Annotated in this window: 18 protein-coding genes; 9 read left to right on the top strand and 9 right to left on the bottom strand. The window is 67.5% G+C overall.

From position 1 onward, the window contains the following. Positions 1 to 4: 4 nt before the first annotated feature. Together CFB40_RS22025 and CFB40_RS22020 are read right to left on the bottom strand one after the other, a co-directional pair. Positions 5 to 373, bottom strand: coding sequence for a DUF2946 domain-containing protein (locus tag CFB40_RS22025; RefSeq protein ID WP_089432383.1), 369 nt, complete (start codon positions 371 to 373; stop codon positions 5 to 7). Between the two features lie 155 nt (positions 374 to 528). Continuing rightward, the gene (locus tag CFB40_RS22020) at positions 529 to 1,065 is read right to left on the bottom strand and encodes a cytochrome b (RefSeq protein ID WP_046549930.1); all 537 of its coding nucleotides are present in this window, start codon (positions 1,063 to 1,065) and stop codon (positions 529 to 531) included. 230 nt (positions 1,066 to 1,295) lie between these two features. Between CFB40_RS22020 and CFB40_RS22015 the strand changes: the two genes are divergently transcribed. Then, positions 1,296 to 1,934, top strand: coding sequence for a Pr6Pr family membrane protein (locus tag CFB40_RS22015; RefSeq protein WP_089433275.1), 639 nt, complete (start codon positions 1,296 to 1,298; stop codon positions 1,932 to 1,934). Between the two features lie 48 nt (positions 1,935 to 1,982). On the opposite strand, the gene CFB40_RS22010 is transcribed toward CFB40_RS22015, so the two are convergent. Next, positions 1,983 to 2,717 (bottom strand): peptidoglycan DD-metalloendopeptidase family protein, encoded by a 735-nt coding sequence (locus CFB40_RS22010; protein ID WP_089427977.1) that lies wholly within the window; start codon positions 2,715 to 2,717, stop codon positions 1,983 to 1,985. Positions 2,718 to 3,141: 424 nt separating this feature from the next. On the opposite strand from CFB40_RS22010, the gene CFB40_RS22005 reads away from it, so the two are divergent. Further along, on the top strand, positions 3,142 to 3,462 hold the full coding sequence (locus CFB40_RS22005) for a hypothetical protein (RefSeq protein WP_089432382.1): 321 nt from the start codon (positions 3,142 to 3,144) through the stop codon (positions 3,460 to 3,462). A gap of 123 nt (positions 3,463 to 3,585) precedes the next feature. Here the strand turns inward: CFB40_RS22005 and CFB40_RS22000 are convergent, their stop codons facing one another. From CFB40_RS22000 to CFB40_RS21985, 4 genes are all read right to left on the bottom strand, one after another. Next, positions 3,586 to 3,930 carry a DUF4148 domain-containing protein gene (locus CFB40_RS22000; protein WP_043177725.1) on the bottom strand — a complete coding sequence of 115 codons (345 nt, stop codon included), beginning with the start codon at positions 3,928 to 3,930 and terminating at the stop codon, positions 3,586 to 3,588. A 200-nt stretch (positions 3,931 to 4,130) separates the two neighbouring features. Continuing rightward, a complete protein-coding gene (gene gndA, locus CFB40_RS21995) occupies positions 4,131 to 5,543 on the bottom strand; it encodes an NADP-dependent phosphogluconate dehydrogenase (RefSeq protein WP_089427979.1) in 1,413 nt (470 codons plus the stop codon). Between the two features lie 97 nt (positions 5,544 to 5,640). After that, a complete protein-coding gene (locus tag CFB40_RS21990) occupies positions 5,641 to 6,282 on the bottom strand; it encodes a DUF938 domain-containing protein (RefSeq protein ID WP_089432381.1) in 642 nt (213 codons plus the stop codon). Further along, positions 6,279 to 7,175, bottom strand: coding sequence for an NAD-dependent protein deacetylase (locus tag CFB40_RS21985; RefSeq protein ID WP_089432380.1), 897 nt, complete (start codon positions 7,173 to 7,175; stop codon positions 6,279 to 6,281). The genes CFB40_RS21990 and CFB40_RS21985 overlap by 4 nt, the downstream gene beginning before the upstream one ends. 1,032 nt (positions 7,176 to 8,207) lie before the next feature. Between CFB40_RS21985 and CFB40_RS21975 the strand changes: the two genes are divergently transcribed. Then, entirely contained in the window at positions 8,208 to 8,939 is a 732-nt protein-coding gene (locus CFB40_RS21975) for a GNAT family N-acetyltransferase (RefSeq protein WP_089432379.1), read from the top strand. A 21-nt stretch (positions 8,940 to 8,960) separates the two neighbouring features. Here CFB40_RS21975 and CFB40_RS21970 read toward each other — a convergent pair whose 3' ends face one another. Continuing rightward, complete coding sequence (locus CFB40_RS21970) at positions 8,961 to 9,359, bottom strand: lysozyme inhibitor LprI family protein (RefSeq protein ID WP_089432378.1); 399 nt, start codon at positions 9,357 to 9,359, stop codon at positions 8,961 to 8,963. A gap of 185 nt (positions 9,360 to 9,544) precedes the next feature. Here CFB40_RS21970 and CFB40_RS21965 point away from each other — a divergent pair, with 185 nt between their 5' ends. Beyond that, positions 9,545 to 10,504 (top strand): LLM class oxidoreductase, encoded by a 960-nt coding sequence (locus CFB40_RS21965; protein WP_089432377.1) that lies wholly within the window; start codon positions 9,545 to 9,547, stop codon positions 10,502 to 10,504. A 299-nt stretch (positions 10,505 to 10,803) separates the two neighbouring features. Further along, positions 10,804 to 13,296: a mechanosensitive ion channel family protein gene (locus tag CFB40_RS21960; protein WP_089432376.1), complete on the top strand. Its 2,493-nt coding sequence runs from the start codon at positions 10,804 to 10,806 to the stop codon at positions 13,294 to 13,296. A 27-nt stretch (positions 13,297 to 13,323) separates the two neighbouring features. Here the strand turns inward: CFB40_RS21960 and CFB40_RS21955 are convergent, their stop codons facing one another. Continuing rightward, positions 13,324 to 14,157 carry a CerR family C-terminal domain-containing protein gene (locus CFB40_RS21955; RefSeq protein ID WP_089432375.1) on the bottom strand — a complete coding sequence of 278 codons (834 nt, stop codon included), beginning with the start codon at positions 14,155 to 14,157 and terminating at the stop codon, positions 13,324 to 13,326. A gap of 92 nt (positions 14,158 to 14,249) precedes the next feature. On the opposite strand from CFB40_RS21955, the gene CFB40_RS21950 reads away from it, so the two are divergent. From CFB40_RS21950 to CFB40_RS21935, 4 genes are all read left to right on the top strand, one after another. Next, positions 14,250 to 15,371: an HlyD family secretion protein gene (locus tag CFB40_RS21950; protein ID WP_089432374.1), complete on the top strand. Its 1,122-nt coding sequence runs from the start codon at positions 14,250 to 14,252 to the stop codon at positions 15,369 to 15,371. Continuing rightward, positions 15,364 to 16,950 carry an MDR family MFS transporter gene (locus CFB40_RS21945; protein ID WP_089432373.1) on the top strand — a complete coding sequence of 529 codons (1,587 nt, stop codon included), beginning with the start codon at positions 15,364 to 15,366 and terminating at the stop codon, positions 16,948 to 16,950. Before CFB40_RS21950 ends, CFB40_RS21945 begins: the two co-directional genes overlap by 8 nt. Before the next feature lie 13 nt (positions 16,951 to 16,963). Beyond that, positions 16,964 to 18,451 carry an efflux transporter outer membrane subunit gene (locus tag CFB40_RS21940; protein ID WP_089432372.1) on the top strand — a complete coding sequence of 496 codons (1,488 nt, stop codon included), beginning with the start codon at positions 16,964 to 16,966 and terminating at the stop codon, positions 18,449 to 18,451. 307 nt (positions 18,452 to 18,758) lie between these two features. Beyond that, complete coding sequence (locus tag CFB40_RS21935) at positions 18,759 to 20,294, top strand: catalase (protein ID WP_089432371.1); 1,536 nt, start codon at positions 18,759 to 18,761, stop codon at positions 20,292 to 20,294. Positions 20,295 to 20,320 lie beyond the last annotated feature (26 nt).

Raw genomic sequence — 20,320 nt, 5'->3', positions numbered from 1 at the left:
CGCGTCAGGCGCGCTCGGGCGGGGCGCGCGGGTACGCGCGCGGATAGCGGCCGGCGCACGCCGCGACGGCAGGCGACGCGACGGCGGAAACGGAAACGACGGGAACGGAAGCGAGAGCCGCGGCGGCTGGCGCGCCGATCGCGGGGCTGTGCGCGAAGAAACCGCAGTAGCCGCACGCATCGAGATGCAGCGCATGATCGTGCATGCGGCCCGCATCGGGCGACGGGTGCGCGCCATGCTCCGTACTGCAGACGATTGCGTCGGGCGTGGCTGCCTGCGCGACGCGCCACTGCGACACCAGCGGCGCCGCGATCGCGAACCAGATCGCGAGCACGCCAAGCCAGGCGGTCAGGTGACGATGTCGGTGCAGCATGCTCGGCAACGAGTAAGCGGAATGTAAAAACAGCCGAGATGTTACAGAATGTTCAGCGCGATGGCCAGCGCGGATGGCGGTAAACGAACCGGGGGCGCATGGTTGTCAACACAACCAAGCGCCCCCGCCTGCTGCATGCTTGCGGAACGTGGCGTTCAGGGCGCCATGCGCCGCAGCACGTCGTCGCGCCGGATGAAATGATGGTAAAGCGCGGCCAGCGCGTGCAGGCCGATCACGAAGTAGAACGCGTTGCCGATCAGCTCGTGCGCTTCCTTGATCGTCGGCCGCAGCGCCTTGTCGGGGCCGAACAGCGTGAACGAGATGCCGAGCCAGTCGAGCGACACCGGCTTGCCGCCCAGGTTGATCATCATGATGCCGAGCAGCGGCTGCGCGATGATGAACACGTAGAGCGCGACATGCGCGAGCTTCGACAGCCAGCGCAGCAGCGCCGCTTGCGGAATGGCCTGCGGCACCCGGCTGACGGCTCGCCACAGCACGCGCAGCACCGACAGCACGAGCACGAGCGTGCCCGCGGTGAGATGCACGTTCATCCAGAACACCCGGCTGTCGCTGCCTTTCGGCCCGCGGATCTCGATGGCCAGATAGGCCAGCGCCACCAGCAGGAAGACGGCCCAGTGGAAGAAGATCGCGGGCGAGCTGTAGCGCGTCTGTTTCGCGAGGATGTTTCTCATGCTTCGTCTCGTGTTGTATGCGGGGATGGGCGCATGCAGCCACCGGCCGGCGCCCGGCAAAACTGCCCCGATTGTAGCCGCACGGGCGTCCGGTTTTGCACGACGCGCGCAAATATCCGACGAATCGTCCACGCAAGCCGCGCAGCGCAGCGCACCATATGGAAAGTCCGCATCGCGCGCCAGAACGGCTGTGGCACGATGAAGCTTTGGTGCGACGGCGCGCGGGCATCATGAGCAAGGCGTTCTTCGTTGCGGCCTATCGGCTGACCGCCGCGTTGCTCGCGGTATCCACCACGCTGCACAGCGTCGCCGACTACTGGCACCTGCCGGGCTTTCATCTCGGCAACTACCTCAGCTACTTCACGCAACTGAGCAGCCTCTACGCGGCCGCGATGCTCGCCGTCGGGCTCTGGCGCATCGCGCGCCCCGGCTCGGCCCGCTACGAATCGATGCGCGGCGCCGCGGTGCTGTATGTATTGATCACCGCAATCGTCTACGAACTCCTGCTCGCGCGGCTCGATGCGCTGCACCACGTCACGCCGGCGTTCAACAACTGGGTGCTGCACCGGATCGTGCCGCTCGTCGTGCTGTGCGACTGGCTGTATGTGGAGCCGCGCCTGCCGATCCCGCGGCGCAGCGCGTTCGCGTGGCTCGGCTTCCCGATCGTCTATCTCAGCTATACGCTCGTGCGCGGCTCATTCGAGAACTGGTATCCCTATCCGTTCGTCGATCCGCGGCCGCACGGCTACCTGCCGGTCGCGATCCAGTGTTCGCTGATCGCGCTGGGCGCGGTGGCGCTCGCAATGGGTATTCGCTGGCTCGGCAATCACGCGAGACCGTCCGGTGCGGTGACGCTCAGGAAAGGATGAAGGCGGGAGCGTGTGCGCCGCCCGGCGCACACGGGATGAAGCGGGCGATCAGCCGCCGTTGCGCGGCAGGAAGTTCATCGGGTCGACGACCTTGCCGTTCTGGCGGACTTCGAACTCGAACGTCGAACGGCCGCTCGCGTCGGTGCCCATTTCGGCGACCGGCTGGCCCTGGCGCACCGCGTCGCCTTCGTTGACGAGCAGCTTGCCGTTGTGTCCGTAGGCCGTGATGAGCCCGTTCTCATGCTTCAGGATCACGAGCGGCCCGTAGGCCTTGACGCCGGACCCGGCGTATACCACGCGCCCGGCCGCCGCGGCCCGCACCGAATGGTCGGGCCCGGACGCAGCGATCACGAGGCCGCGCGTCTTGCCGGCCGAGAACGGCGTCGCCACGACACCGGTGGCCGGCCAGGCGAGCGAGCCCGGCTGCGCGGCCGCCGCGGGCGGCTGCCCGAGCGACGTCGCGGCAGGCGGCGGCGCGACGCGCAGCACCTGGCCGGGATACACGGCATCGGTCGGCGCCATGTGGTTCCAGCTGGCCACGTCCTGGACGCGCTGCCCATAGGCGTTCGCGACGCCCGCGAGCGTATCGCCCGGATTCACGCGGTAATAGCCGGCGATCACGCCCGGCGTCGCGGCCGACGTGGGTGCCGGCTGGCGCGCCGGCTGCCAGCTGTCGGTCCACGGCGTCATCGTGCAGCCCGTCAGCGCGATGGCTGCGGCAACGAGCGCCGCCTGCGGCAGCCAGCGCGTCAGCGCATCGTGGATGGGAATAGTTTCTCTCAAGGGTCCTCCCGGATTTGCGTCGTTGCGCCGCCCACCGCCCCCCGGCGCGCGACGCACGATGTCCGGCCGAACGGCCGGATCAACCAGTATCCGACCGCGCTCGCGGCCGTCAGTTTCCACAGCGGGACGTGGGTGCGAATGGGCTCACCGGCCCCTTTTTCGCGTCGTCCCGACCGGCAAAGATACCATTTGTGGCGGTCAAGGCCGCGTCAGGTGCCTGATCCGGCAACAATCTTGCGGCGTCGCACCGGCGTGCCGGTGGCCTGCAAGCCGCGCCGCGCGGGCCGTCGGGCGGGCTGTGGCGGCGCTTCCGCTCGCCGCGCCGCCCTTGCGGGCAGTCTCGATCCCGTCACATTCTCCCCGTCGTTCGCCACCTATACTCGGTGATGCACTGCGCGATCCAACGACAACGAGGAGCATGACAATGAACAACGCGACGTTTCTTTCCGTGCAGCTCAACGCCGACGACTTCTCCGGTTCCAGCGGCCTGGTCGAATTGCTCAACCGGCACCTGCTGTTCGCGACCGACGTCGCCGAGGCGGCCGATGCGCTCGTCCAGCTGGCGAGCGTCGCGCATATGACCGGCGCCCCGCGCCACAGCGTCGAGCTGCCGATCCTCGCGATCGAGCGACTGCGCGATGCGCTCGACACGTTGAGCGGCTACGACGAAACGTGGCTGCAGGTGCTGGAACCGGCCGAAGTGCTGGTCCGGGATATCGGGCACCGCCGGCACGCGCTGCACTGAACTGAACTAGCGGCTGGCGCGATAGGCGCGCCGCCAATGAAAACAGCCCGCCGTTCCGCATGACGGAACGACGGGCTGTTTGTGCTTCCAGGGTCGGATCAGGCCGCCGAGGCGGCCGCACCATTAACGACCCTTGTAGATCGGGGCGTCGTCAGCGATACGCTTGACTTGCCAGCCGGTCTTGGCCTTGGCCGGCGCGCCGGATTCCTGCGCGGCAGCCGGTTGCGCGCCGTAGCCGGTCGTGTCGGCAGCGGCGACGTTCTGTTGCGGGTTCAGACGGGCTTCAGCAGCCTGGATGCCTTCCGGGTAGTTCGTACGGTCGCTGCCCAGCTTGTAGCCGGCCTGTTGCACGGCGACCAGGTCGGCCTTCACTTGTGCACGGGTGACGGGCGCGTTCTGTTGGGCGAACGAGACGGCGGGAACGGCGAGGACGGCAGCTGCGGCGAACGTTGCGATCAGCGATTTCATGATTACCTCCGGGATTTTTTTGCTCCGCCGCACACACCATGTCTGCAGCGATGGAACAGAGTTTAGTCCCGGCAACACCTAGGGAAAACCATGAAACGACGAAAACACTATTTCCCAGGAACCAACAATCCCGGCATCCGGTATCGAAAAACCCTATCGATAGAATAGATTTTCGCAACAATGCCGCCCTCGCCAGCCGGTTACGACCAGTTCGCGTGGAAGCTGCCCGGCTTGTCGGTACGCTCGAACGTGTGCGCGCCGAAGAAATCTCGCTGCGCCTGCACGAGGTTCGCCGGCAGCCGCTCGGAGCGGTAGCTGTCGAAATACGCGACCGCCGACGCGAACGCCGGTACCGGCACGCCGGCCTTCACCGCGGCGACCACGACGTCTCGCAGCGATGCCTGGTAATTCGCGGCGATGTCCTTGAAGTACGGGTCGAGCAGCAGGTTCGCGAGCGCCGAATCCTTCGCGTACGCGTCCGTGATCTTCTGCAGGAAGCGCGCGCGGATGATGCAGCCTGCACGGAAGATCTTCGCGATCGTCCCGAGATCGAGGTTCCAGCCGTACTCTTCCGACGCCGTGCGCAGTTGCGCGAAGCCCTGCGCGTACGAGATCACCTTGCTCAGGTACAGCGCGCGGCGCACCGCTTCGACGAACGCGGCGCGATCGCCTTCGAACGGCGCGGCGGCCGGGCCCGACAGGACCTTGCTGGCCGCGACGCGCTCGGTCTTCAGCGACGACAGCACGCGCGCGAACACCGATTCGGTGATCAGCGGCAGCGGCACGCCGAGATCCAGCGCATTCTGGCTCGTCCACTTGCCGGTGCCCTTCTGCGCGGCGCGATCGAGGATCACGTCGACCAGGTGCTTGCCGGTTTCCTCGTCCTTCTTGCTGAAGATCTTCGACGTGATCTCCATCAGGTAGCTGTCGAGCTCGCCCTGGTTCCACTCGGTGTACACCGCGCCGAGTTCGTCGTTGGTCAGGCCCGCGACGTCCTTCAGCACCGCATAGCTTTCGGCGATCAACTGCATGTCGCCGTATTCGATGCCGTTGTGGACCATCTTTACGTAATGGCCCGCACCGTCCGGGCCCATGTACGCGACGCACGGCTCGCCGTCCGACGGCGCCTTGGCGGCGATCTGCTTGAGGATCGGCTCGACGAGGTCGTATGCGTCACGCTGGCCGCCGGGCATGATCGACGGGCCGCGCAGCGCGCCCTCTTCGCCCCCCGACACGCCCGTGCCGATGAAGTGCAGGCCCGATTGCGCGAGCTCCTGGTTGCGGCGGATCGTGTCGGTGAAGTGCGTATTGCCGCCGTCGATCAGCACGTCGCCCTTCTCGAGCAGCGGCTTGAGCGACGCGATCGTCGCATCGGTCGCCTCGCCGGCCTTCACCATCATCAGGATCCGGCGCGGCGTTTCGAGCGACGCGACGAACTCCTCGAGCGTATAGGTCGGCACCAGATTGCGGCCGGGGAATTCGGCGATCAGTTCGTCGGTTTTCTCGCGGCTGCGGTTGTACACCGACACCGCGTAACCGCGGCTCTCGATATTGAGTGCGAGATTGCGGCCCATCACCGCGAGCCCGATCACACCGATTGCTTGTTTGCCCATTAGTCAATTCTCCGGAAAAAACGGGGCGCGACCCGAGCCGGGTCGCGCGCACAGGCGAAAGGATAGTGGAAACCCGGCGGCGATGCGCGCTTGCCTGTCATTGCTCCGTGTACGGCAGCCGCCGAAACACGACGCTCAGGTTGTTCGCCGGCATCTCGACCACCTCGATGCAGTCGAGCCCGCGATCGAGGCCGAGCGCGACGACGGTCTCGAGATCGCGCACGCCCCACGACGGGTCGCGGCCGCGCAGCTGCAGGTCGAACGCTTCGTTCGACGGCGCCGTATGCCGGCCCTCGCGGCGATACGGCCCGTACAGGAACAGCACGCCGCCCGGCCGCAGCAGGCGCGACGCACCCGCGAACAGCGCGTCGGTGCAGGCCCACGGCGAGATGTGAATCATGTTGATGCAGACGATGGCATCGAGCGTGTCGACCGGCCACGACGCGTCGCGCACGTCGAACGCGAGCGGCCCGGCAACGTTGGCGAGGCCGGCATGGGCAACCCACGCGGCGATCGAGCGCCGCGCCTGCGCATCGGGATCGCTCGGCTGCCAGTGCAGGCCCGGCAGCGCCTGCGCGAAGTGGACCGCGTGCTGCCCCGTGCCGCTCGCGATTTCGAGCACGCGGCCGCTCGCCGGCAGCACGCGGCGCAAGACGTCGAGGATCGGCCCGCGATTGCGTTCGGCCGCCGGCGCCGACAGCCGCGCGGACGGATCGGGCGAAGCGGTCGGATCGGTCACGATGCGTGCTCCCGTGCGTGGTTCGCGAGGCCCAGCCGCGCAGTCAGCGCGTCGAGCGCGGGTGCGCAGCGCGCCTCGACCTTCAGCGTCAGCATCGGATCGGCGCGCGTGTGGCCGAGATTGAGCGCGGCGACCGGCTTGTTCTGTGCCTGCGCCCACACGCAAAAGCGGTAGCCGGAATACACCATCAGCGACGAGCCGACGACCAGCAGCGCATCGGCCGCCTCGAGCGCCTGCGACGCGAGTGCCACGCGCTCGCGCGGCACGTTTTCGCCGAAGAACACGACCGCCGGCTTCAGCAGCCCGCCGCACGCGGGGCACGCCGGAATGCGGAACGTGTCGAGCGCGGCCCATTCGAGGTGCGCGTCGCCATCCGCGGCCGGCTCGGCCTGCGCGCCCAGCAGTTCGGGATTGTCGGCCTCGAGCATGACCTGGATCGTCGCGCGCGCATGATGCGCGCCGCAGCCGAGGCACGTGACGCCGTCGATGCCGCCATGCAGTTCAATCACGTCGCCGCTGCCCGCGCGCTGGTGCAGGCCGTCGACGTTCTGCGTGACAAGACGCTCGATCCGTCCCGCGCTGCCGAGCCGCGCCAGTGCCACGTGCGACCCGTTCGGCCGCGCGCGGCCGACGACGGGCCAGCCGATCATGCTGCGCGCCCAATAGCGCCGCCGCGCGGCATCGGAGCCGAGGAATTCGTGGAGCTGGATCGGCGGCGAGCGCATCCATTGGCCGTTGCGGTCGCGATAGCCGGGAATGCCGGAATCGGTGCTGATGCCCGCGCCGGTCAGCACCAGCAGGCGCGGATGTCGCTCGACGAACGTGTGCAGCGCATCGAGTGCGGCCGGATCGACGTCGGCGGTTGAGGGATCGTTCTGAGCTGTGTCGTTCATGTTGGCAACGCGTGATCGGGCGGGTCGGCAAGCCGTGCGCCCGCACGGGCGGCCAGACACGCCAGCACATGATACAGAACGCCGCGCGATCGGGCCGATGGCCCGCGTCGCACATCGGCGCACAAAAAAAGACGCCCATCCGCCACTCGGCGATGGGCGCTTCAACAATTGATCCATCGGGGTAGTGGATCAACTGACAGCACAATTTCGCGGCGTCCGCCCTGCTGCGGCGGGTGAACGCTTCCCCTGGACTCCATGTGTTCCGCGATGCCGAATGCATCGATGCGCTGCTGGCTTTCCGGTGCGTTCCGGTTCGGCCCCGTCGCGCCGCCGCAATGCACGGCACGCACACGCCTACGCCGCACGACGACTTGCGTTGCGCGCGGCAGATTGACGATCCGGGATCCGGGCCGGGCCATCCGCAGGCATTCACGGTTCATCCCCGACGGCCGACTGGCACCAGTCGGCCTCGTGCGTCATGCCTGCACGTCGTCGTTCAGAACAAACCCGATTGCTCGGATGGAACGGAAAGCCGCGCGCTCACGTCGCCTCGATAAACGGCGAAGCGAATGGCCCGGCAGGTCGGCGATTCATGTTTGCAACACGACACGTTGCGATTCGGTCTGTTTTCATTCTCTTGTCCCCGTCTCCGATACGTCCGACCCACTGAAGCGATCGCCGGACCGACTGCGTCCGCGACCGCGCTCACGGCCTGCACAGATATGCAAGGAGCGCACCATGCTTCACGCCGCAAGGCCGCGCGGGTCAAAACGGGGCCATCGACGCGCATCGCGCACCGGCAAGCAGCGCGAACGTTTCGAAACTGAAACGCCTGCGGGATCGGCGGGCGTCGGCCGGGCGAGCCGTCACGCCGCACCCGCCCGGCCCAGGCGGGCAGCGCGACGTTGCATCGGCGCGCGACCGTCGAACGGCTTACAATCGCCCCACAGTGCCGCATGACCCGGCGCGCGGCGCCGTCCTGGCCTTCCTCGCGCGGCACGCACCACCCGACCGGAGCCCACTACCCGACACATGCCTGACGCACACGACTGGCTGGATACCGACTACCGCACGCTGTTCCGCCTGCATCCGGATCGCCGGATCGAACGCGAGAACGATCCCGACTGCTCGCCCGGGCCGCGCTTCTGGCTCGGCCGAAGCGCGGACGGCAATCTGGCAGGCATACGCGCCGACGTGCCCACTGCTGTTGCAGACGAACTCGCGCACCTGGCCAGCGGCGAACCGCCGTTGGCGGACCACATGCAGCCCGCGCACCTCGATCGCTATCTCGCGCTGCTCGCCCCTGTTCCGCACTGGAATATCGGCCTCGTCTACCCGCTGCCGCACGCACTCGGTTTCGACACCGACGCGCGCGTCGCGCTGATCGACGGCGACAGCGACGCGGGCCGGCATCTGCTGCATGCGCTGTCCACGCACGGGATGCCCGAAGGCCTGTACTCGATGGGATTTCGAAGCGCCGCCGATCTGTGGGCGCCGTGGTGCGCGGCCGTCATCGATGGAGAAGTCGCGTCGGTCGCGTTTGCCGCGCGGCTGTCCGAAGCCGGTGCCGAACTCGGTCTCGCGACGGCCCCTGCATTTCGCGGGCGCGGGCTCGCGGCGGCGGTGACCGCGGCGTGGTCGCGGCTGCCGTCGCTTCAAACGCGCACGCTGTTCTACAGCACCGACAGCGACAACCGCGCGTCACGACGCGTGGCGTCGCGCCTCGGCCTCACGCTGCGTGGCACGACGCTGCGAGTGGCATAGCACTGGAGCCGGCGCGACCCCTCAACGAAAGGCGTCGATCACCTTGATGCGACGCTCGGTTTCGTTGACAAAGCAACTGTCGACCTCCACGAGCCCGAGCGTGCCGCCCGCATCGGGCTGCCGCGATTCGGCACACGCCGCGTCCCGCGCCTTGAGCCAGCGGCGCTCGTCGTTGCGCAGTCTCGCCTGCCCCTGCGCATCCAGGCTCGCCATCTTCGTCTTGTAGACCGCATTCAAGCGCTTGTCGGCTGCTTCGTATTTCAGTCCGAGGCAATTGCGGATGTCGGCCGTGTAGCCCGTTTCCTCGGCGGTCTTGCAAATAGCGGCGCGCTGCGCATCGTCCGCGAGCGCGTCCGACGCGACCGCGAACAGCATCGCGCTTGCCGCCAGACCGATCGCCATGTGTCGAAGCATGTTCATCCGGATTCGTTGTCTTCAATGACGGAAGGCCTCGATTATGCCCGGCCCGCTGCCCGCATGACCTGCGTTGCCTCGACGTCAACCGGTCACTGCGCATGCCATACCGGGCAACCGTCGTGCAAACACGCTAGCATTCGAACACGCAACGTCGCGCGTTCGCTTCGCGCTGCCTCCAAGGACTCGACATGACCACGCCCGCCCCTGCCCGCCCCGATGTCGCGCATCGCGTCTTTTCGGACGGACGGTTGTCGATCGGCCTCACGCTTCCACTGCTTCGCACCGGCCATATCGTCGCCGACTTCGACGAGCAGCTCGAACTCGCGGCGCTGGCCGACGCGCTCGGCTTTCGCGCACTGTGGATTCGCGACGTGCCGCTGAACAGCGCCGACTACCCCGATCCGGTCGGCCACCTCGACCCGTGGGTCCTGCTCGGCGCACTGGCGTCACGCACGCGCCGGATCGCGCTCGCCAGCGGCGCGATCGTGCTGCCGCTGCGTCATCCGCTGCATATCGCGAAAGGCGCGCTGTCGGTCGCGACGCTGTCGGGCGGCCGCTTCATCCTCGGGCTCGGCTCCGGCGACCGGCCGTCCGAATATGCAGCGTTCGGCGTCGACGCAGAGACGCGGCGCGACCGCTACCGCGCCCACTGGGACGTCGTCGCGGCCGCGCTCGGCGTGCCATCGCGCGTGGTGCCCGACGAAGCGCCGCCCGATGCGCCCGAATTCACGCTGCTGCCGCGCGGCGCCGACGCCGTGCCGATGCTGGCGGTCGGCTCGGGCGGACAAAGTGTCGACTGGATCGCGCGGCACTCGCTCGGCTGGATGACGTACCACCGCGATCCGGACACGCAGCGCGCACGCTATTCGATGTGGCGCGCGGCGGTCGACCGGCTCGCGACGCCCGCCTTTCGCGCGTTCGGCGTATCGATGCGGCTCGACCTCGTCGCGGATCCCGATGCGCCGGCTACCGCATTGCCGCTCGGCTATGCAACCGGACGCCGCGCATTGATCGACATCCTGCGGGACATGCACGCCGCGGGCACGCACCACGTCACGCTGAATCCGGGCTCGGACCGGCCCGTGCGCGAAGTCATCGAGGAAATCGCGGAACACGTCCTGCCGGTTTTTCACGACGAGCCCGCGTGATTCGGCAGGATTCCAGATTAATTCGACCCGGCGCGTGCGTGGCTCATCGTTGTCGACGAGCCGGCATTACAAATGTCTTACGCGTTGATCATTGAAACGCCCCAACCTGTCCGACGACCCGCGGTCCGCGTCGGACCCATGATTGCGCACACGCGCCGCAAACGCCCGCGCCGCGCCGGGTATGCCCGATTCGAATGATCGTCGACGGAACTATTCGGTTCCCATCGCAATCATGTTAACTTCCGTCCATCGTTCAGCCTGGCGGGCCGCGCGCCGATGCGCGCCCGCATGCCTACTCCATGCGACATTTCCTCCTCGGCTGGCTGCTGGCCGCCGTCGTCTCGGCCGCCCATGCGGCCGCTCCCGCCCCGGCCGCCGCGTCGGCCGCTTCCGCCACCGCGCCCGCGCTGACGCCGCAACAGGCGCAGCAGGCACTCAATGTGCTCGAAAATCCGCGCGATCGCGCGCAGGTCGAAACGACGCTGCGTGCGATCGCGGCCGTCGGCGCGTTGAGCGCGCCCGCGTTCGCGGCGAGCGATGCGGCTGCGGCCAGCGCCGCGTCGGCCGCCGCGGCCCCGGCGGCACTGACGTCGAACGGGCTCGCATCGATGCTCGTCCGGCAGGGATCGCGCTGGACCATCGAAATCGGCGGTGCGCTGAAGGAATCGCTGCACTCGCTGCTCGATGTCGGCTCGGTCGGCAGCTGGTGGCATGACAAGCTGGTGCGCGCCGACGAGCGCGCGGATCTTGCACACGCGCTGTGGATCATCATCGCCGTGCTCGTGCCCGCGCTCGTCGTCGAATGGTTCGCGAAGCGGCTGCTGCGACGTGCGCTGGCCGCAGTGGCCGCTCGGCGCGCCGACACGTCGCGCCGCACCGCGCCCGAGTCCGAGTCCGCGCCCGAGTCCGTTACACCCGACTCCGCGACGCTCGACGAAGACAACGCACCACCCGGCGCAGCCGCCCCGCCAGACGCTTCCAACGTCCCCGACGCCGCGCCCGCGTCGTCGCAAGGCCGCGGCCACGCGCGCCGCCACACCACGCTGCTGCACCGGATGCCGCGCGCGCTGGTCAGCCTTGCGTTACGGGCCGTACCGCTGCTCGTGTTCGTCGGCGTCGCGAGCCTGACGATGTCGGTGATCGGCGATGCGGGCGCCCCGGTCGAATCCGCGCTCGAAGCGCTGATCGACATCTACGTGATCTGCCGACTCGTCACGATCGTCAGCCGGCTGTTCTTCCAGCCCGATGCGCGGCAATTGCGGTTGCTGCACATCAGCGACGCATGGGCCGACTTCGCGCAACGCTCGATCGCGCGGATCGTGATCGTGGTCGGCGCCTGCACGGCCGCGGTCGAGATCGCCGCGAACTTCGGCCTCAGCGACGCCGGTCACGTCGCGCTGCTGAAAGCCGTCGCGCTCGTCGGGCACCTGATGGTCTCGGCGCTGATCCTCCAGTGCCGCCTGCCGGTCGCCGCGCGGATCCGCGCGGCCGGCGAGGATCGCCCGTCCTTCGCGATGATCGCCAACGCGCTCGCGGACGCATGGGCGCCCGTATCGGTCTTCATCGTGATGGCCCTGTGGTTCGTGTGGGCGCTCGACGTCCACAACGGCTACCGCGTGCTGATCACGCTCGGCGGCCGCTCGATCGCCGTGATGATCGGCATGCGGATCGTGTCGATCGTCGTGTTCGGCGCGCTCGCGCGGCTGTTCCAGGGCCGCGACGAAGATCGCACGATCGTCCATGCGCACGCGTACCGCTACTACCCGCTGCTGCGCCAGATCGTGTCGGGCGCGATCGGCATCGTGACCATCGTGCTGCTGCTGCAAATCTGGGGCGTACCGATCTTCCGCGCGTTCGAGACCGGCACGATCGGCCACCGGCTCGCGTCGGCGCTGGTGACGATCGCCATCGCGGCCATCGTCGCGCTCGTCGTGTGGGAAGCCGCGAACATCGCCATCGAGCGCCGCCTGCAGCGCTGGACGCGCGAAGGCAATCTCATGCGCGCGGCGCGGCTGCGCACGCTGCTGCCGATGCTGCGCACACTGCTGTTCGTGATGATCGCGCTCGTCGTCGTGCTGACGGGCCTCAGCCAGCTCGGTGTGAACGTCGGCCCGCTGCTTGCCGGCGCCAGCATCTTCGGTGTCGCGCTCGGGTTCGGCTCGCAGAAGCTCGTGCAGGATTTCATCACCGGGATCTTCCTGCTGATGGAAAACGCGATGCAGGTGGGCGACTGGGTCACGCTCGCCGGCGTGTCGGGCACGGTCGAGTACCTGTCGATCCGCACCGTGCGGCTGCGCGCCGGCGACGGGTCGTTGTACACGATTCCGTTCAGCTCGGTGACGACCGTCAACAATACGAATCGCGGACTCGGCAACGCGGCCGTCAAGATCAGCATTGCCTACGGCGAGGATATCGATCGCGCGATCGCGACGCTGAAGGAGATCGGTGCGGCCTTGCGCGACGATCCGAAGTACCGCGACGGCATCCTGTCGGACTTCAGCTACTGGGGTATCGACCAGGTCGACGGCGCGACGCTCGCGCTGGCCGGACAGATGCAATGCACGGACTCGACGCGCTGGAGCGTACAGCGTGAATTCAACCGGCGGATCGCGGAGACGTTCCGCGAACGCGGCATCCGGATCGCCAATCCGCAGCGCAGCGTCGTTGCGTACGCGGACGGATCGCGGCCGGTGGTCGATGACGAAAACGGCACCCACGGCGACAGCAGCCATGCTGCCGAAGTGACGGCCCGGCCGCCGTCGCCGGCCGCACCGGAGCGCAAGCCGGGTTGACCGGCCGGGGCCGACGGCGCGCCGCGTTCAACGCGCGGCGGGCTTGCTCCCGCGCCGCGGGCCTTTCGCGGCGGGCGTCGACGCCCCGGCCTTCGCCGTACGTTTCGCCGTCGCACCCGGCTCCCGCTTCGAGCCGGCTTCAGATTCGGCGGCCAATACGTCACGCTGCACGTGCCATTGCTGGAGCAGCACCCGCGTCTGCTCGGCAATCGTGTCGATCAGCAATTCCGCGCGCTCGCCTTCGAATGCCTCCCATTCGAGCAACTGCAGCGCCGAACGCTGCGCGATGTGGAACACCGTGATCTGCCCGAACAGGCTCAGTGCACGCAGGCGCGTGACGGGATCGTTGGCCGGCCGCCCCGAGATGCGGCCGATCAGCTCGGCGCTCACGTCGTTCAGCGGCTTGCGCATGCGCTTCATCAGGATTTCGCTCGCGCTCGCCGGCTCCTGGCCGCCTTGCTCGCGTGCAAAGAACATCCGCTGGTTCATCGTCTTCGGCGCCGTGAACATCCGGTCCGACAGCGCGCGCAGCAGCCCGACGAACGCATCGATCAGCACGTCGACGTCCGCGTCCGCATCGAGCATCGCCCACGCATGGCCGACCGCCGGCGCGAACACTTCCCAGCCGTGCTCCGCGATCGTCTCCACGCACGCGCGGTACACGCCTTCCTTGTTCTCGAAGTAGTACTGGAGCGCCGGCGCGTTCACGCCGGCCATCGCGGCGATCTCGCGTGTCGACGCCCCCGCGAACCCGCGCTCGCCGAACAGTTCGATCGCCGCCTCGATGATCCGCTGGCGCGTTTCGTCGCCGCGGGCGTAGCCGCCCGCCGACGTACGGCGCAGCTTCTTCGCTTCGTTCATGCCTTCCTCGTCATTCGATCGACCGACATTCTACTTGACACAATTTTATCAACTGGAATAATTCTTCCACTTGGAATAAATTGGATGCCAGCATGTCGACGCCGCAAGACCCGCCACAGAAAGCAGATCGTCAGGAAAACGGAACAACCCCGCGCAACGGCAACGGATCGAAACGGCGCATCCTGCTCGTCGTCGCCGTGCTCGCGGCGATCGGCGGCGCCGTCTGGCTCGGCCGCTGGTGGACGGTCGGCCGCTTCATCGAAAGCACCAACGACGCGTACCTGCAGGCGGACAGCATGACCGCCGCGCCGAAGGTCGCCGGCTACGTGACCGATGTGTACGTGCGCGACAACCAGGCCGTGAAGGCCGGCGATCCGCTCGTGCGGCTCGACGTCCGCCAGTACCAGGTCGCGCTCGCGCAGTCGCTTGCGACCGTCGATGCGCGCCGCGCCGACATCGCACGCGCCGAGGCCGACATCCGCCAGCAGCACGCGAATCTCGAACAGGCCGACGCACAGGCGAAGGTGTCGCGCATCAATGCGCAGCACGCCAGCGACGAATACACGCGCTATGCGCCGCTCGCCGCGACCGGCGCGGAAACGCGCGAACGCGTGGCCGACCTGAAGAGCACGCGCGATCAGGCGGCCGCGACGCTCGCCGCGAACAATGCGTCGATCGCGGCCGCCCGCACGCAGATCGCGTCGTACACTGCGCAGCTCCAGCAGGCGCGCGCGCAGCTCGAAGCCGCGCAGGCCAGCGCCGCACAGGCGCAGCTCGACCTCGACAACACGATCGTGCGCAGCACCCTCGCCGGCCGCGTCGGCGATCGCACCGTGCGCGTCGGTCAATACGTGCAGCCCGGCACGCGCCTGCTGACCGTCGTGCCCGTCGACTCGATCTACCTCGTCGCGAACTTCAAGGAAACGCAGATCGGCAACATGCGCATCGGCCAGCCCGTCGAATTGCACGTCGACGCGCTGCCGGACGACGCGCTGTCCGGCGTGGTCGACAGCTTCGCCCCCGGCACGGGCGCGCAATTCGCGCTGCTGCCGCCCGAGAATGCGACCGGCAACTTCACGAAGATCGTCCAGCGCGTGCCGGTGCGCATCCGCCTCGCCGCGGACGCCCGCGCGCAGCGCATGCTGCTGCCGGGGCTGTCGGTGACGGTCGACGTCGATACGCGCCCGACCCGCGACGAGACGCATCATGGCTGAACCGTCCGCCACGATGCCCATGCCGCCGCACGAAGGCCGTGCGAGCGTGACCGACTGGATCGCGGTCGCGGCCGGCGCGCTCGGCGCGCTGATGGCGACCCTCGACATCTCGATCACGAACTCCGCGCTGCCGCAGATTCAGGGTGAAATCGGCGCGACCGGCACCGAAGGCACGTGGATCTCGACCGGCTACCTGATGTCGGAGATCGTGATGATCCCGCTCGCCGCGTGGCTCACGCGCGTGTTCGGGCTGCGCAATTTCCTGCTGACGAACTCCGCGCTGTTCATTGCCTTCTCGATGATGTGCGGCTGGTCGCATTCGCTGCCGATGATGATCGCCGGCCGGATCGGCCAGGGCTTCACCGGCGGTGCGCTGATCCCGACTGCGCAAACCATCATCCGCACGCGGCTGCCGCTGTCGCAGTTGCCGGTCGGCATGACGCTGTTTGGCCTGATCGTGCTGCTCGGGCCGCTGTTCGGCCCCGTGCTCGGCGGCTGGCTCGCGGAGAACGTCAGCTGGAGCTGGTGCTTTTTCCTGAACCTGCCGGTGTGCCTGTTGCTGATGGCGTTGTTGATATTCGGGCTGCCGTCGGACCGCCCGCAATGGCATGCATTCCTGAACGCGGACTGGCTCGGGATCTTTGGTCTTGCGATCGGGCTGAGCTCGCTCACCGTCGTGCTCGAGGAAGGCCAGCGCGAGCGCTGGTTCGAATCGCAGATGATCGTCACGTTGAGCCTCGTGTCGCTTGCCGGAATGATCCTGATCGCGTTGTCGCAGATCTTTGCAAAGCGGCCGATCATGCGGCTGTCGCTGATGCGCAACCCGCGCTACGCGAGCGTGATCGTGATCGTGTCCGCGGTCGGTGCCGGGCTGTACGGCGTGTCCTACCTGCTACCGCAGTTCCTTGCGATCGTCGCCGGCTACAACGCGGAACAGGCAGGCGCGATCATGCTGCTGTCGGGGTTGCCCGCCTTCCTCGTGATGCCGATCCTGCCGCGCCTGCTCGGCAAGGTCGATTTCCGCATCCTCGTGATCTCGGGGCTGCTGCTGTTCTGCCTGAGCTGCATGCTCGACATCAGCCTGACCGCGCAGAGCGTCGGCCACGACTTCGTCTGGTCGCAACTGATTCGCGGCGTCGCGCAGATGCTCGCGATGATGCCGCTGAACCAGGCCTCGATGGCGGCCGTCGCACGCGAAGACTCGGGCGATGCGGCCGGGCTCTACAACATGGCACGCAATCTCGGCGGCTCGATCGGGCTCGCGATCATCGGCACCGTGATCGACCGGCGCACGACCTTCCATACGGCCGCGCTCCGCGAATCGGTGACGGCGAACTCGCTGATCGGGCAGGACCGGCTGTCGGCCTACGCGGCCAACTGGTTCTCGCACACCGGCGACCTCGCGTATTCGAACATGCGCGCGCTCGGACAATTGGCGCAGCAGATCCAGATCCAGGCCGTCGTGATGACCTATTCCGAAACCTTTTATCTGCTGGGCCTCGCGCTGCTTGCCTGCGTGCCGCTCGCGCTGCTGCTGAGAACGCCGCGCGGGCCGCAGCCGATGTCGTCCGGCCACTGAACCGTCTTACGCGATGAAACCCTTCTCCCTGCCCCGCCGCCCCGCGCTCACGCTGTGCGCGGCCGCGTGCCTGCTCGCCGGCTGCACGGTCGGCCCCGACTATCGCGGCGCGCCCGCCGCACCGGATGCGCCGACCTTCGTGCGCGCGCCGGCCACCGGCGTCGACCCCGCGGCGCCCGCGCCGAGCGCATGGTGGCACGCGCTCAACGATCGCCAGCTCGACGACCTGATCACCGCCGCGCTCGCGTACAACCCCGATCTGCACGCGGCACAAGCCCGCTTGCGCGCATCGCGCGCGCAGCTCGCGCAACAACGTGCGGCCCAGTTGCCGAAATCGTCGGCCACCGTCGCCGCCATCCGCACGCGCGAGCCGGACGTGAGCGCGCTCGGTTCGCTGCTGCCGTCGAACGGTTCGAGTCAATCGGGCGGCACCTCGCCGTCGCTGGGTGGCTCGGGCCCGCTGCAGCTCTATTCGGCAGGCTTCGACGCAACCTGGGAAATCGACCTGTTCGGCGGCACGCGCCGCGCGGTCGAAGCGGCATCTGCGCAAGCGGAAGCGGTCGACGCCGATCTCGCCGACACGCAGGTGTCGATCGCTGCCGAAGTCGCCAACGCGTACATCGACCTGCGCGATCAACAGCAGCGGCTTGCGCTCTCGCGGCGCACTGCCGAACTGCAGCAGAAGATGCTCGAACTCACGCAGCAGCGTCGCGCGCGTGGCGTTGCCGCCGATGCCGACATCGAACGCCTGACGACGCAAGTCGAAAACACGCGTGCATCGCTGATCCCGCTCGACGCGCAGGTGACGGAATCGCTCGACCGGCTCGCGATCCTGACGGGCCGCGCGCCCGGTGCGCTCGACGCCGCACTGTCGACATCGGATGCGCCGCTGCCGACGCTGCCCGGCAGCGTCGCGATCGGCGATCCGGCCACGCTACTGAAACAGCGCCCCGACATTCGCGCGGCCGAGCGCCGGCTCGCATCGAGCAATGCGCAGATCGGCGAGCACGTCGCCGATTATTTCCCGAAGGTGACGCTGCTCGGCGATCTCGGCTTCAGCGCGACGGACCCGGGCCACCTGTTCCGCAAGCAGAACTTCACCTGGGTCGGCGCGCCGTATCTGCAATGGAACATTCTCGACTTCGGGCGTACGCGCGGTGCGGTGCGCGCGGCCGAGGCATCGCGAGACGAGGCGGAAGCGAATTATCAGAAGGCGGTGCTGGGGGCCTTGCAGGACGCCAACACGGCATTGCAACGTTACGGGCACCAGCGCGAGCATGTCGTTGCGCTCACCAAGGTGCAGACGTCGGCCGTGCATTCCCGGTCGCTGATGGACGAGCGCTATCGCGCGGGCGTCGCATCGATGATCGACCTGCTCGATACGCAACGCGAAGCGTTGGCCGCGCAGCAGAACGTGATCGCCGGGCAGGCCGAGCTGATCAAGGACTACGTGTCGTTGCAGAAGAACCTCGGGCTCGGGTGGCAGGCAGGCGCGGGTTGATGCCGGGTTGATCGGTGCCGCACAGCCAGGTTTGTCGAGACTGCGGCGGCGCCGATGCTCTAGATGTGGATCGCAAGTCCAACGCGGCCGCGTTCGATGCTTGTGGATCGCTTCACGGCGCGTGACGCAAAAACTCATTGCGCGCGCAACAATATTCATCGCCAGCGCCGATGAGAACCGCACCCATGCCGCATCGACGCCGTCGCTATCGGAAACATATCGAATATCAATTAGCCAATCGTCTGACGATCTCTTCTAATTCAGTCGGCTTCCCCACCACCGATCGGATTCAAGGAGTTCCATCGTCATGTCCTCATCCTCCCATCGCGTGCTGAGACACGCAGTCGCCGCGATCTGCGTTGCACTTTCCGCGTCCCCCCATGCCGCCGAACTCACGCGAGACACGGGCGCCCCCGTCGGCGACAACGAGAATTCGCAGACGGCCGGCCCTGCCGGCCCCGTGCTCCTGCAAGACTCCGCTCTCATCGAGAAACTGCAGCGCTTCGATCGCGAACGCATTCCGGAACGGGTCGTGCATGCACGCGGCACCGGCGCATTCGGCGAGTTCGTGCCGACCGCCGACATCTCGAACCTGACGAAAGCGAAGGTCTTCACACCCGGCACCCGCACGCCCGTGTTCGTGCGCTTCTCCACCGTGATGGGCTATCGCGGCTCGCCAGAACAGGCGCGCGATCCGCGCGGTTTCGCGGTGAAGTTCTATACGCAACAGGGCAACTGGGACATGGTCGGCATCAACTGGCCAGTCTTCTTCATTCGCGACGGCATCAAGTTCCCCGACTTCGTTCACGCGAACAAGCCGAGCGCCGTGACCGGCGTGCAGGATCCGAACCTCGCATTCGACTTCTTCGCGCACACACCTGAAGCGACAAACATGCTGACGATGCTGTACACGAATGCGGGCATGCCCGATTCGTATCGTCACATGGACGGCTTCGCGGTGCACGCGTTCAAGTTCGTCAATGCGCACGGCGACGTGCACTACGTGAAGTTCCACTGGAAGAGCCAGCAAGGCGTGCATGGCCTGCGTCCGCAAGACATCAATGCATCGATCGGGCGCGACTGGAACATGATGACGAACGACCTGTACGGCGCGCTGAAGCAAGGCGACTTCCCGAAGTGGGATCTGTACGTGCAGGTGCTCACGCCGCAGGACCTGAACCGTTTCGACTTCGATGCGCTGGACGACACGAAGGTATGGACGGGCGTGCCCGAGCGCAAGATCGGCACGATGACGCTGAACCGCGTGCCCGACAACTACTTCGAGTCGACCGAGGAATCGGCGTTCGCGCCGTCGCGACTCGTGCCCGGCATCGAGCCGTCAGAAGACCGCATGCTGCAGGACCGGCTGTTCGCGTACGCCGACACGCAGATGTACCGGCTCGGCGCGAACTACATGGACCTGCCGATCAACCGGCCCGTCGTGCCGGTGGTCAACAACAACCAGGACGGCAAGATGAACGCCGGCGACCGCAAGGGCGAGGTGAACTACGAACCGTCGACGCTGCATGAACTCGCGCCGGATCCGCAATACAAGTCCGTGCGCATGACGCTCAACGGAACGACGCAGCAGGAAGCGATCCACAAGAAGCTGCGGTTCCGTCAGGCGGGCGAGTACTACCGCGGCCTGTCGCAGCAGGACAGGGACGACCTGATCACCGCGCTGTCCGGCGATCTTGGCAAGGTGACGAACGCGCACAACCAGTACGCGATGCTGTCGTACTTCTACAAGGCCGATGCCGACTACGGCACGCGTCTCGCGCAGGCCGTGCACGCCGACGTCGGGCAAGTGCAGGCGCTCGCCGCGAAGCTGAGCGAGAACTGATCCCGCGACTCCGGTCGCCGTCGACG

This window comes from Burkholderia sp. AU31652 (assembly GCF_002223155.1).
Taxonomy (GTDB): domain Bacteria; phylum Pseudomonadota; class Gammaproteobacteria; order Burkholderiales; family Burkholderiaceae; genus Burkholderia.
This window is presented reverse-complemented; position numbering and strand designations above follow the sequence as displayed.

Bases quoted from the DNA above. Each gene is read 5' to 3' on its own strand.
- CFB40_RS22025 (WP_089432383.1), bottom strand. From the start codon at position 373: ATGCTGCACCGACATCGTCACCTGACCGCCTGGCTTGGCGTGCTCGCG.
- gndA (WP_089427979.1), bottom strand. From the start codon at position 5,543: ATGGGCAAACAAGCAATCGGTGTGATCGGGCTCGCGGTGATGGGCCGC.
- CFB40_RS22000 (WP_043177725.1), bottom strand. From the start codon at position 3,930: ATGAAATCGCTGATCGCAACGTTCGCCGCAGCTGCCGTCCTCGCCGTT.
- CFB40_RS21975 (WP_089432379.1), top strand. From the start codon at position 8,208: ATGCCTGACGCACACGACTGGCTGGATACCGACTACCGCACGCTGTTC.
- CFB40_RS21970 (WP_089432378.1), bottom strand. From the start codon at position 9,359: ATGAACATGCTTCGACACATGGCGATCGGTCTGGCGGCAAGCGCGATG.
- CFB40_RS21950 (WP_089432374.1), top strand. From the start codon at position 14,250: ATGTCGACGCCGCAAGACCCGCCACAGAAAGCAGATCGTCAGGAAAAC.
- CFB40_RS22020 (WP_046549930.1), bottom strand. From the start codon at position 1,065: ATGAGAAACATCCTCGCGAAACAGACGCGCTACAGCTCGCCCGCGATC.
- CFB40_RS22015 (WP_089433275.1), top strand. From the start codon at position 1,296: ATGAGCAAGGCGTTCTTCGTTGCGGCCTATCGGCTGACCGCCGCGTTG.
- CFB40_RS21985 (WP_089432380.1), bottom strand. From the start codon at position 7,175: ATGAACGACACAGCTCAGAACGATCCCTCAACCGCCGACGTCGATCCG.
- CFB40_RS21940 (WP_089432372.1), top strand. From the start codon at position 16,964: ATGAAACCCTTCTCCCTGCCCCGCCGCCCCGCGCTCACGCTGTGCGCG.
- CFB40_RS21945 (WP_089432373.1), top strand. From the start codon at position 15,364: ATGGCTGAACCGTCCGCCACGATGCCCATGCCGCCGCACGAAGGCCGT.
- CFB40_RS21960 (WP_089432376.1), top strand. From the start codon at position 10,804: ATGCGACATTTCCTCCTCGGCTGGCTGCTGGCCGCCGTCGTCTCGGCC.
- CFB40_RS22005 (WP_089432382.1), top strand. From the start codon at position 3,142: ATGAACAACGCGACGTTTCTTTCCGTGCAGCTCAACGCCGACGACTTC.
- CFB40_RS21935 (WP_089432371.1), top strand. From the start codon at position 18,759: ATGTCCTCATCCTCCCATCGCGTGCTGAGACACGCAGTCGCCGCGATC.
- CFB40_RS21955 (WP_089432375.1), bottom strand. From the start codon at position 14,157: ATGAACGAAGCGAAGAAGCTGCGCCGTACGTCGGCGGGCGGCTACGCC.
- CFB40_RS21965 (WP_089432377.1), top strand. From the start codon at position 9,545: ATGACCACGCCCGCCCCTGCCCGCCCCGATGTCGCGCATCGCGTCTTT.